This is a genomic window from Kitasatospora sp. NPDC057738 (genome assembly GCF_042798815.1).
GTDB classification, from domain to species: Bacteria; Actinomycetota; Actinomycetes; order Streptomycetales; family Streptomycetaceae; genus Kitasatospora; species Kitasatospora lactacystinica.
Genome location: NZ_JBHVJT010000052.1, coordinates 16,901 through 27,684 on the forward strand (window position 1 = coordinate 16,901; position 10,784 = coordinate 27,684).

General features: G+C 70.5%; 9 protein-coding genes. All 9 read right to left on the reverse strand.

Annotated elements, in window-relative coordinates; genetic code table 11:
- Positions 1-141: 141 nt before the first annotated feature.
- The 9 genes from ACFVGO_RS26025 to nuoH all read right to left on the reverse strand — a co-directional run bounded on the left by ACFVGO_RS26025 (position 142) and on the right by nuoH (position 10,687).
- Positions 142-804, reverse strand: a complete 663-nt coding sequence (locus ACFVGO_RS26025; protein WP_359902278.1) for a response regulator transcription factor — start codon at positions 802-804, stop codon at positions 142-144.
- Between the two features lie 114 nt (positions 805-918).
- Positions 919-1,929 (reverse strand): polyprenyl synthetase family protein, encoded by a 1,011-nt coding sequence (locus tag ACFVGO_RS26030; protein ID WP_359902275.1) that lies wholly within the window; start codon positions 1,927-1,929, stop codon positions 919-921.
- A 311-nt stretch (positions 1,930-2,240) separates the two neighbouring features.
- Positions 2,241-3,863 carry an NADH-quinone oxidoreductase subunit NuoN gene (gene nuoN, locus ACFVGO_RS26035; RefSeq protein WP_380634383.1) on the reverse strand — a complete coding sequence of 541 codons (1,623 nt, stop codon included), beginning with the start codon at positions 3,861-3,863 and terminating at the stop codon, positions 2,241-2,243.
- A gap of 11 nt (positions 3,864-3,874) precedes the next feature.
- On the reverse strand, positions 3,875-5,494 hold the full coding sequence (locus ACFVGO_RS26040) for an NADH-quinone oxidoreductase subunit M (RefSeq protein WP_359902272.1): 1,620 nt from the start codon (positions 5,492-5,494) through the stop codon (positions 3,875-3,877).
- Positions 5,495-5,605: 111 nt separating this feature from the next.
- Positions 5,606-7,516: an NADH-quinone oxidoreductase subunit L gene (gene nuoL / locus ACFVGO_RS26045; RefSeq protein ID WP_380351864.1), complete on the reverse strand. Its 1,911-nt coding sequence runs from the start codon at positions 7,514-7,516 to the stop codon at positions 5,606-5,608.
- 14 nt (positions 7,517-7,530) lie between these two features.
- A complete protein-coding gene (nuoK, locus tag ACFVGO_RS26050; protein WP_195911268.1) occupies positions 7,531-7,830 on the reverse strand; it encodes an NADH-quinone oxidoreductase subunit NuoK in 300 nt (99 codons plus the stop codon).
- Positions 7,827-8,744 (reverse strand): NADH-quinone oxidoreductase subunit J, encoded by a 918-nt coding sequence (locus ACFVGO_RS26055; RefSeq protein ID WP_359902331.1) that lies wholly within the window; start codon positions 8,742-8,744, stop codon positions 7,827-7,829. The genes nuoK and ACFVGO_RS26055 overlap by 4 nt, the downstream gene beginning before the upstream one ends.
- Positions 8,744-9,352, reverse strand: coding sequence for an NADH-quinone oxidoreductase subunit NuoI (gene nuoI, locus ACFVGO_RS26060; RefSeq protein ID WP_359902267.1), 609 nt, complete (start codon positions 9,350-9,352; stop codon positions 8,744-8,746). The genes ACFVGO_RS26055 and nuoI overlap by 1 nt, the downstream gene beginning before the upstream one ends.
- A gap of 6 nt (positions 9,353-9,358) precedes the next feature.
- Positions 9,359-10,687: an NADH-quinone oxidoreductase subunit NuoH gene (gene nuoH, locus ACFVGO_RS26065; RefSeq protein ID WP_359902264.1), complete on the reverse strand. Its 1,329-nt coding sequence runs from the start codon at positions 10,685-10,687 to the stop codon at positions 9,359-9,361.
- Positions 10,688-10,784 lie beyond the last annotated feature (97 nt).

Below are 10,784 nucleotides of genomic sequence, written 5' to 3' on the forward strand. Positions count from 1 at the left end.
TACCGCACGTGAGCAACAACGCCCGCCCGCCGGAGATCATTCCGGCTCGGGCGGGCGGACGCGAGCACCTCGGAGGCGCATGGCCGAGATGCGCTCCCCGGGGGCGCGCCCCCGGGGAGCCCGGGCTACGGAGCCGGGGCGTCAGGAGTTGAGGTAGGTGAGCACCGCCAGCACCCGGCGGTGGTCCTCCGAGCTCTGAGCCAGCCCCAGCTTGAGGAAGATGTTGCTGACGTGCTTCTCCACCGCGCCGTCGGAGACCACCAGCTGCCTGGCCACCGCCGCGTTGGTGCGGCCCTCCGCCATCAGCCCGAGCACCTCGCGCTCGCGCGGCGTGAGATTGGCCAGAACGTCGCCCTTGCGGCTGCGGCTGAGGAGCTGCTGCACCACCTCCGGGTCCAGCGCCGTGCCGCCGTCGGCGACCCGGACCACCGCGTCGGCGAACTCGCGCACCTCGGCGACCCGGTCCTTGAGCAGGTAGCCGACGCCCCGGGTGGAACCGGCCAGCAGCTCGGAGGCGTAGCGCTCCTCCACGAACTGCGACAGCACCAGCACACCCAGCTGCGGGTAACGGCCGCGCAGCTCCACGCAGGCCCGCAGCCCCTCGTCGGTGTGGCTCGGCGGCATCCGCACGTCGGAGACCACGACGTCCGGCAGGGCGTCGGCCGCCGCCAGCTCGTGGATGGTCTTCACCAGGGCCTCGCCGTCCCCGACCCCGGCGACGACCTCCATGCCTCGATCGGTGAGCAGCCGGGTCAGTCCCTCCCTCAGAAGTACGGAGTCCTCGGCTATGACGACGCGACGCATAACGACCTTCCCGGCAGGCGTGTGCTGACGGAAGTCAGTCTCCCCCATCCCGGAGTCGGTGCGGTGCGACCGGGCCCGGCCGCACCGCGGCCCGGCCCGGACGGGCCCGGGGGCTCACATGGTGCGGATCGCCACCGCGTCGCAGAGCCCCTCCAGGGCGGCCTTGGCCGCGCAGTCCGGCAGCGGGGCCAGCAGCGCCCTGGCCTCCTCGGCCCGGCGCAGGGTCTCGGCGCGGGCGCGCTCCAGCGCCGGGTGGGCGCGCAGCAGACGCAGCGCCTCGGCGTGCAGGTCGTCGTCGGAGAGGTCCTGGTCGAGCAGTTCGCGCAGCCGGGCGTCGGCCGGGTCGGCCGGGTCGACGGGCATCTGCTGCAGCAGCAGGGTCGGCAGGGTCGGCACGCCCTCGCGCAGGTCGGTACCGGGGGTCTTGCCGGACTCGTGGCCGTCACTGGCGATGTCGAGCACGTCGTCGGCCAGCTGGAAGGCGATGCCGATCCGCTCGCCGAACTCGCCGAGGGTGTCCACCAGCTCGCGCTCGGCACCGGCCATCAGCGCTCCTATCCGGCAGGAGACGGCGATCAGCGAGCCGGTCTTGCCCTCCAGGACGTCCAGGTAGTGCAGCAGCGGGTCCATGTCCTGACCGGGACCGCGGGTCTCCAGGATCTGACCGGTCACCAGCCGCTCGAAGGCCTCGGCCTGCATCCGCACGGCCTCCGGGCCGAGGTCGGCGAGCACCTGGGAGGCGCGGGAGAACAGGAAGTCGCCGGTGAGGATCGCGACCGAGTTGTCCCAGCGGGAGTTGGCGCTCGGGGCGCCCCGGCGCACCGGCGCCTCGTCCATCACGTCGTCGTGGTACAGCGTGGCCAGGTGGGTCAGCTCGACCACCACGGCGGCGGGCACCACACCGGGCGCCCCCGGGTCGCCGAACTGGGCGGCCAGCAGCAGGAGCAGCGGACGGAAGCGCTTGCCGCCGGCTTCGAGGAGGTGACTGGCGGTGACGGTGATGAACGGGACGTCGCACTTGACGGCCTCGCCGAGCGCCGCCTCCACCGCGTCCAGTCCGGCCTGGACATCCCGGGTCAGGTCGCGGTCCTGCACGCTGAGCCCGAAGGGTTCCACGACGGTCACGAAGACCACTCCTCTGTCCCTGGTCGATCTAGCGGCCTGGTCCCTGAGTGCCGCCGCTGGCCATACAGGCAGGGTATCCGGTCGTGAGTGGATCACTGCACGGGCGTGCGGATCCTGTCATGATCGGGCCTGATGCCCTGGTCAGGGCGGCTGTGCGGGCCGGACGGCGGTGGGGGCGAATTCGGCTGGAAATAAAGGTGGGAGAGTCCTCGGTACTCCCCCGGCCCCGGCTCCCGACAAAGACCCGTCCGGGCCGCGCGGACTGGGCGCGGCCCGGACGGGGCCCTGGTCGGAGGCGGTGGACGCCAGGATCAGCGCACGAACAGCGAGGCCTTGGACGCCAGGTCGAGGAAGTACTGCGGGAGCAGCCCGAGACCCAGTGTGACCAGCACCCCCACCCCGATCGCGGTCGCCGTGAAGGCGCTCGGGATCGCCACCGTGGGGCCGCCCGGCTGCGGGTCCGAGAAGAACATCAGCACGATCACCCTGATGTAGAAGAACGCGGCCACCGCCGAGCTCAGCACACCGACGACCACCAGCGGGGTCGCCCCGCCGCTGGCCGCCGCCTGGAAGACCGCGAACTTCCCGGTGAAGCCGGAGGTCAGCGGAATCCCCGCGAAGGCCAGCAGGAACAGCGCGAACACCGCCGCCACCAGCGGCGAGCGCCGCCCGAGCCCGGCCCAGCTGGACAGGTGGGTCGCCTCGCCCTTGGAGTCGCGCACCAGGGTGACCACGGCGAACGCGCCGAGCGTCACGAAGGAGTACGACAACAGGTAGAACAGCACCGAGGAGATGCCCTGCTTGTTGACGGCGATCACGCCGGTCAGGATGAACCCGGCGTGCGCGATCGAGGAGTACGCCAGCAGGCGCTTGACGTCCTGCTGGGTCACCGCGAGCACCGCGCCCACCACCATGGTCAGGATCGCCACGCCCCACATCACCGGCCGCCAGTCCAGCCGCAGGCCCGGGAAGGCCACGTAGAACAGCCGCAGGAAGGCCCCGAACGCCGCGACCTTGGTGGCCGCCGCCATGAAGCCGGTCACCGGGGTCGGCGCGCCCTGGTAGACGTCCGGGGTCCAGGAGTGGAAGGGGACCGCGGCGACCTTGAACAGCAGGCCGACCGCGAGCATCGCCAGGCCGGTCAGCACCAGCGCGTCGCTCTGGGTGGTGCTCAGCTGCGCGGGGGTGGTCATCGCCTTGCCGGAGATGACGTCCCCGATGTCCCCGAGCTTCACGCTGCCCGCGTAGCCGTACAGCAGCGCGGTGCCGAAGAGGAAGAACGCCGAGGCGAAGGCGCCGAGCAGGAAGTACTTGACCGCCGCCTCCTGGGAGAGCAGCCGGCGGCGCCGGGCCAGCGCGCACAGCAGGTACAGCGGCAGCGAGAAGACCTCCAGCGCCACGAACATGGTCAGCAGGTCGTTGGCGGCGGGGAACAGCAGCATGCCGCCGACCGCGAACATGGTGAGCGGGAAGACCTCGGTGGTGGCGAAGCCCGCCCGGACCGCGGCCCGCTCCTGCTCGCCGCCGGGGGTGGCGGCGGCCTGGGCGGCGAAGGCGTCGGCGGGCAGGCCGCCGGCCTTCGGCTCCAGCCTGCGCTCGGCGTAGGTGAGCACCGCGACCACGGAGGCCAGCAGGATCACGCCCTGGAGGAACAGCGCCGGGCCGTCCATCGCGACCGACTCCATGGCCAGCAGGTCGATCCGGGTGAAGCCGTGGCTCTGCACGGCCAGCACCACCACGGCGACGAAGGCGCCGACCAGCCCGGCCAGCGCGAGCGTCACCTGGGTCCAGTGCCGGTACCGGCGGGGCACGAAGGCCTCCACCAGGACGCCGGCCACGGCGGCGGCGAACACCACGAGCATCGGCGAGAGCTGGCCGTACTCGATGTGCGGTGCCGGAATGCTGGGGGTGTTGCCGCCCGCGGCGGCGAGCATCGCGGTGGCGCTCACTTCTGCTCACCTCCTGAGGTGGCGGCGACCGGGTGGGCCGGCGCCGGGTCGGTCTGGTGGATCTGCGAGAGCGTCGCGTTCACCGAGGGGTTGACCAGGTCGGTGAGCGGCTTGGGGTAGACGCCGAGCAGGATGGTCAGCGCCACCAGCGGGCCGACCACGGCGAGTTCCCGGGCCTTGAGGTCGGGCATCGTGCGCACCCCGTCCTTCACCGGGCCGGTCATGGTGCGCTGGTACAGCAGCAGGGCGTACAGCGCGGCCAGCACGATGCCGAAGGTGGCCACGACGCCGATCGCCGGGTAGCGGGTGAAGGTGCCCACGAGCACCAGGAACTCGCTGACGAAGGGGGCGAGCCCGGGCAGCGACAGGGTGGCCAGGCTGCCGATCAGGAACGTCCCGGCGAGCACCGGGGCGACCTTCTGCACACCGCCGTAGTCGGCGATCAGCCGCGAACCGCGACGGGAGATCAGGAAGCCGGCCACCAGCATCCACGCCGCCGTGGACAGCCCGTGGTTGACCATGTAGAGGGTGGCGCCGCTCTGGCCCTGGCTGGTCAGGGCGAAGATGCCCATGATGATGAAGCCGAAGTGCGAGATCGAGGCGTACGCCACCAGGCGCTTGATGTCCTTCTGCCCGACCGCCAGCAGCGCGCCGTAGACGATCCCGATCAGCGCGAGGACCAGGATCGCCGGGGCGAAGGTCTTCGAGGCGTCCGGGAACAGCCCGAGGCAGAAGCGCAGCATCGCGAAGGTGCCGACCTTGTCCACCACGGCGGTGATCAGCACCGCGGTGCCGGCGGTGGACTCGCCCATCGCGTTCGGCAGCCAGGTGTGCAGCGGCCACAGCGGGGCCTTCACCGCGAAGGCGAAGAAGAAGCCCAGGAACAGCGCCTTCTCGGCGGTGCCGGTCAGCTGGAGCCGGCCGTCGGCGATCGCCGAGGTCAGCGTCGGCAGGTCGAAGGTGCCGAAGCCCTGGTCCTGCGCGATCACGTACAGGCCGATCACGGCCGCCAGCATCACCAGGCCGCCGAGCAGGTTGTAGAGCAGGAACTTCACGGCCGCGTAGGAGCGCTGACGCGCCGACTCGGGGCCGCCCGCCCGGTCGCCGAAGCCGCCGATCAGGAAGTACATCGGGATCAGCATGGCTTCGAAGAACACGTAGAAGACGAAGACGTCGGTGGCGTAGAAGGAGACGACCACCATCGCCTCCACCGCCAGGATCAGGGCGAAGAAGCCCTGGGTCCTCCTGCTGTTCTCGAAGGTGCCGTCGGGACCGGCCGGCCCCGGATCGGCGTCGTGCCAGGAGGCGAGGATCACCAACGGCACGAGGACGGCGGTGAGCAGGGCGAGCACCGCGCCGATGCCGTCCACGCCGAGCGAGAAGGTGATGCCGAAGGAGCGGATCCAGCTGTACGACTCGTTCAGCTGGAAGCGGGCGCCCTGGGGGTCGAACCGGGTCGCCACCACGGCGGCCAGCACCAGGGTGACGACCGAGACGCCCAGCGCGACGGCCTTGGTGTTCCGGCGCCGGCTCTCGGAGGACCCGGCGGGCAGCGCCGCGGTCAGCACCGCGCCGGCCGCCGGCACGGCGCAGGTGGCGGTCAGGAGGACGCTCATGCGCCCACCTCGCCGCGCCCGGCAGGGGCGTCCGTCCGCGCGCACCGCTTGACGGTTCGTTCGCTGCGCTCACTCATGGCCTGCCCTCCCAACGGATATCAGGACGAGTCATCACGTGGACCTCATCAGGAGAGTCGTGGCGACCAGCACCAGCGTGCCGCCGAACATGGAGAGCGCGTAGGAGCGGACGTAGCCGTTCTGGATCCGCCGCAGCCGGCCGGAGAGCCCGCCGATCGCGGCGGCCAGGCCGTTGACCACGCCGTCCAGGCCGCGGCTGTCGAAGAAGACCAGCGCCGCGGCGAGCGCCGAGCCCGGCCGCACCAGCACCGCGTGGTTGAAGTCGTCCTGCAGCAGGTCCCGGCGGGCGGCCCGGGTGAGCGGGGAGCCGACCGGCGGCACCACCGGGACCGGCGAGCGCCCGTACATCAGGTAGGCGAGGCCGACGCCGGCCAGCATGCAGGCCGTGGTCAGCAGGGTGACGGTCAGCGGGGCGAGCGGGGAGTTGCCCTCCTCGTGCCCGGTGACCGGCTCCAGCCACTTCAGGAAGGAGTCGTTGAAGGCGAACAGCCCGCCCGCGAACACCGAGCCGAAGGCCAGCAGGACCATCGGGATCGTCATGGTCCTGGGCGACTCGTGCGGGTGCGGCAGGTCGCCCTCCCCCGCGGCGGAGCCGCCGGCCGGCTGCCAGCGCTTCTCGCCGAAGAAGGTCAGCACCATCACCCGGGTCATGTAGAACGCGGTGATCGCCGCGCCGACCAGCGTGCACAGCCCGAGGATCCAGCCCTCGGTGCCGCCCTTGGCGAAGGCCGCCTCGATGATCTTGTCCTTGGAGAAGAAACCGGACAGGCCCGGGAAGCCGATGATCGCCAGGTAGCCGAGGCCGAAGGTGACGAAGGTGACCGGCATGTACTTGCGCAGGCCGCCGTAGTGACGCATGTTCACCTCGTCGTTCATGCCGTGCATGACCGACCCGGCGCCGAGGAACAGCCCGGCCTTGAAGAAGCCGTGGGTCACCAGGTGCATGATCGCGAAGACGTAGCCGATCGGACCGAGCCCGGCCGCCAGCACCATGTAGCCGATCTGCGACATGGTCGAGCCGGCCAGCGCCTTCTTGATGTCGTCCTTGGCGCAACCGACGATCGCACCGAACAGCAGCGTGACCGCGCCGACCACCACCACGGCGGTCTGCGCGTCCGGCGCCAGGTCGAAGATCGCCGAGGAACGGGTGATCAGGTAGACGCCGGCGGTCACCATGGTGGCCGCGTGGATCAGCGCCGACACCGGGGTCGGGCCCTCCATCGCGTCCCCCAGCCAGGACTGCAGCGGCACCTGGGCCGACTTGCCGCAGGCCGCCAGCAGCAGCATCAGGCCGATCGCCGTCAGCTTGCCCTCGCTCGCCTCGTGCGCACCGCCGAAGACGGGGCCGAAGGCGAAGGAGCCGAACTCCGCGAACATCAGCATGATCGCGACGGACAGGCCGATGTCGCCGACCCGGTTGACGATGAAGGCCTTCTTCGCCGCCGTCGCCGCGCTCGGCTTGTGCTGCCAGAAGCCGATCAGGAGGTACGAGGCCAGGCCCACGCCCTCCCAGCCGAAGTACAGCAGCAGGTAGTTGTCCGCGACCACCAGCAGCAGCATGGCGGCCAGGAACAGGTTCAGATACGCGAAGAAGCGGCGCCGGCGCTCGTCGTGCGCCATGTAGCCCACCGAGTAGAGGTGGATCAGCGTGCCGACGCCGGTGATCAGCAGGACGAAGGTCATCGACAGCTGGTCGAGCAGGAAGGAGAAGTCGGCCTGGAAGCCGTTCACCGGGATCCAGCTGAACAGGTGCACGGTGAGCGCCCGGTGCTCGGCGTCACGGCCGAGCATGGACGAGAACAGGGCCAGGCCGAAGCCGAACGAGAGCGCCGCGAGCGCGGTGGCCAGCCAGTGGCCGTAGCGGTCCAGCACCCGGCCGCCGAGCAGCAGCAGGGCGGCACCGGCCAGTGGAGCCGCCACCAGCAGCGGAATGAGAGAGTTCACCGAAGGTCCTCCGCCTACAGCTTCATCAGGTTGCTGTCGTCGACCGAAGCGGAGTGCCTGGTCCGGAAGATGGAGACGATGATGGCGAGGCCGACCACGACCTCGGCCGCCGCCACCACCATCGTGAAGAACGCGATGATCTGGCCGTCCAGGGTCCCGTGCAGCCGGGAGAAGGTCACCAGGGCGAGGTTCGAGGCGTTCAGCATCAGCTCCACGCACATGAACAGCACGATCGCGTTGCGCCGGATCAGCACCCCGGCCGCGCCGATGGTGAACAACAGGGCCGACAGGTAGAGGTAGTTGACCGGGTTCACTCCGCGCCCTCCTCGCCGGCCGGGTGCTTCACGTTGTTCGCCGGCACCGGCTCGCCGTTCGCCGGCACCGGCTCCAGCGACTTGCGCGGAGCCGTCACCGCCGGCCGCTCCGAGGACGGACGGCCCAACCAGTCCGCCGTGCTGTTCTCCAGCTCCGCCATCCGCTGCAGCATCGCCTGGCTGACGTCCCGGACCTGGCCGCGCTCGCGCAGCGTCGCCATCACCGAGTCCTCGGCGATCGTGCCGTCCGGCAGCAGCGCCGGGACGTCCACCGCGTTGTGCCGCGCGTACACGCCCGGCGCCGGCAGCGGCGGCAGCTGGATGTTGTCCATGATCCGCTGCGCCGCCAGCTCGCGCTGCGTCTTCGGCGCCTTCACGTGCTCCCGGTGGGTCAGCACCATCGCGCCGATCGCCGCGGTGATCAGCAGCGCGCCGGTGACCTCGAAGGCCCACACGTACCGGGTGAAGATCAGCCGGGCCAGGCCCGGCACGTTGCCCTCGGCGTTCGCCTCGGACAACCCGGTGAAGTGGTCCAGCTTCGCGTTGGCGATCCCGGCGATCAGCAGCACGCCGAAGCCCAGCCCGCACAGCGCCGCGGCGAACCGCTGGCCCTTCAGCTGCTCCTTCAGCGAATCCTCGCTGGTGACACCGACCAGCATCACCACGAACAGGAACAGCATCATGATCGCGCCGGTGTAGACCACGATCTGCACCACGCCCAGGAACACGGCGCCCTGGGCCATGTAACAGACCGCCAGCGCCAGCATGGTGGCCGCCAGGCAGAGCGCGCTGTGCACGGCCTTGCGCATCAGCACCATGCCGAGCGCGCCGCCGACCGCGATCACCGCGAGCACCCAGAACTGGACGGCCTCACCCGTCGAGGTCGTCCCGGTCGCTTCCGCCAGCCGCGCGATCACTGCTGCACCTCCCGGTCCCGGTCGGTGCGCTCCTGCTGGACCGTGCCCGGCGCCGCCGCGGTGATCTCGCCCCGGTAGTACGCGCCCTCGTCGGTGCCCGGGAAGATCGCGTGCGGGGTGTCGACCATGCCCTCGGACAGGCCCACCAGCAGCTGCTCCTTGGTGAAGATCAGGTCCCGCCGGGAGGAGTCGGCCAGCTCGTACTCGTTGGTCATGGTCAGCGCCCGGGTCGGGCAGGCCTCGATGCACAGCCCGCACAGGATGCAGCGGGCGTAGTTGATCTGGTACACCACGCCGTAGCGCTCACCCGGGGAGTAGCGCTCCTCGTCCCGGTTGTCCGCGCCCTCCACGTAGATCGCGTCGGCCGGGCAGGCCCACGCGCACAGCTCGCAGCCGACGCACTTCTCCAGGCCGTCCGGGTGCCGGTTCAGCTGGTGGCGGCCGTGGAAGCGCGGAGCGGTGGGCTTCTTCTGCTCCGGGTACTGCTCGGTGAGCCGCTTCTTGAACATGGCCTTGAAGGTCACGCCGAAGCCGGCGGCCGGGCCGAGGATCGACGGACGGTCGGCCCGTTCGGGGCGGCCCGTACGATCGGACTGGTCGGACATCTCGGTTCAGCTCCCTTCGGAATGGTCGGCCCCGTTGAGGGCGTCCTGGAGTTGCTTCGGGGCGCGGCTGCGCCGGCGCGGCACCGGCGGGAGCACCTGGCCGGGCAGCGGCGGGACCGGATAGCCGCCGGCCATCGGGTCGAAATCGGCCTTGGGCGGGGTGACCTCGGGTTCGGGCTGCTTCCTCAGGAAGTCCCGCAGCAGCGCCAGCAGCAGGATCACGCCGACCGGCGCGCCCACGTACAGCACCACCTCGCCGAAGTCGTAGCCCTCGTTGCGCAGCGCCCGCACGCTCGCGATCAGCACCAGCCACACCAGCGAGACCGGGATCAGCACCTTCCAGCCCAGCTTCATGAACTGGTCGTAGCGGAACCGGGGCAGCGTGCCGCGCAGCCAGATGAAGAAGAACAGCAGCAACTGGATCTTCAGCGTGATCCACAGCATCGGCCACCAGCCGTGGTTGGCGCCCTCCCAGAACGTCGACACCGGCCACGGGGCCCGCCAGCCGCCCAGGAAGAGGGTCGAGGCCACCGCCGAGACCGTCACCATGTTCACGTACTCGGCCAGCATGAACATCGCGAACTTCAGCGAGGAGTACTCGGTGTTGAAGCCGCCGACCAGCTCGCCCTCGGCCTCCGGGAGGTCGAACGGCGCCCGGTTGGTCTCGCCGACCATCGCGATGATGTAGACGATGAACGACACCGGCAGCAGCGCCGCGAACCACGTCGGCTGCTGGTGCGCCACGATCTCCGAGGTCGACATCGAACCCGAGTAGATGAACACCGCCGCGAAGGACAGGCCCATCGCGATCTCGTAGCTGATCATCTGCGCGGACGAGCGCAGCCCGCCCAGCAGCGGGTACGTCGAACCCGAGGACCAGCCCGCCAGCACGATGCCGTAGATGCCCACCGCGGCCGTCGCCAGGACGTACAGCAACGCCACCGGGAAGTCCGTCAGCTGGAGCGGCGTGCGGGTGCCGAAGATCGACACCTCGTTGCCGGCCGGGCCGAACGGGATCACCGCGAAGGCCATGAACGCGGGGATGGCGCAGACGATCGGGGCCAGGATGTAGACCACCTTGTCCGAGCCCTTGACCACCAGGTCTTCCTTCAGCGCCAGCTTCACGCCGTCCGCCAGCGACTGCAGCATGCCCCACGGGCCGTGCCGGTTGGGCCCGATGCGCAGCTGCATCCAGGCCACCACCTTGCGCTCCCAGACGATCGCGATCAGCACCGTCAGGACCAGGAAGGCGAAGCAGAACACCGCCTTCAGCAGCACCAGCCACCACGGGTCCTGCCCGAAGAAGTGGAGCGTCTCGTACGGCTGCGGTGTCATCGGTCCTCCCCTTCTCCCGCGGTCCCGTCCACGGTCGAACCGGCCTGGGCCCGCGCCTGGGCCTGGGCCTGGGCCTGGGCCGACTCGTCCCGTTCCT

Bases quoted from the DNA above. Each gene is read 5' to 3' on its own strand.
- ACFVGO_RS26025 (WP_359902278.1), bottom strand. From the start codon at position 804: ATGCGTCGCGTCGTCATAGCCGAGGACTCCGTACTTCTGAGGGAGGGA.
- nuoH (WP_359902264.1), bottom strand. From the start codon at position 10,687: ATGACACCGCAGCCGTACGAGACGCTCCACTTCTTCGGGCAGGACCCG.
- nuoN (WP_380634383.1), bottom strand. From the start codon at position 3,863: ATGCTCGCCGCCGCGGGCGGCAACACCCCCAGCATTCCGGCACCGCAC.
- ACFVGO_RS26040 (WP_359902272.1), bottom strand. From the start codon at position 5,494: ATGAGCGTCCTCCTGACCGCCACCTGCGCCGTGCCGGCGGCCGGCGCG.
- nuoI (WP_359902267.1), bottom strand. From the start codon at position 9,352: ATGTCCGACCAGTCCGATCGTACGGGCCGCCCCGAACGGGCCGACCGT.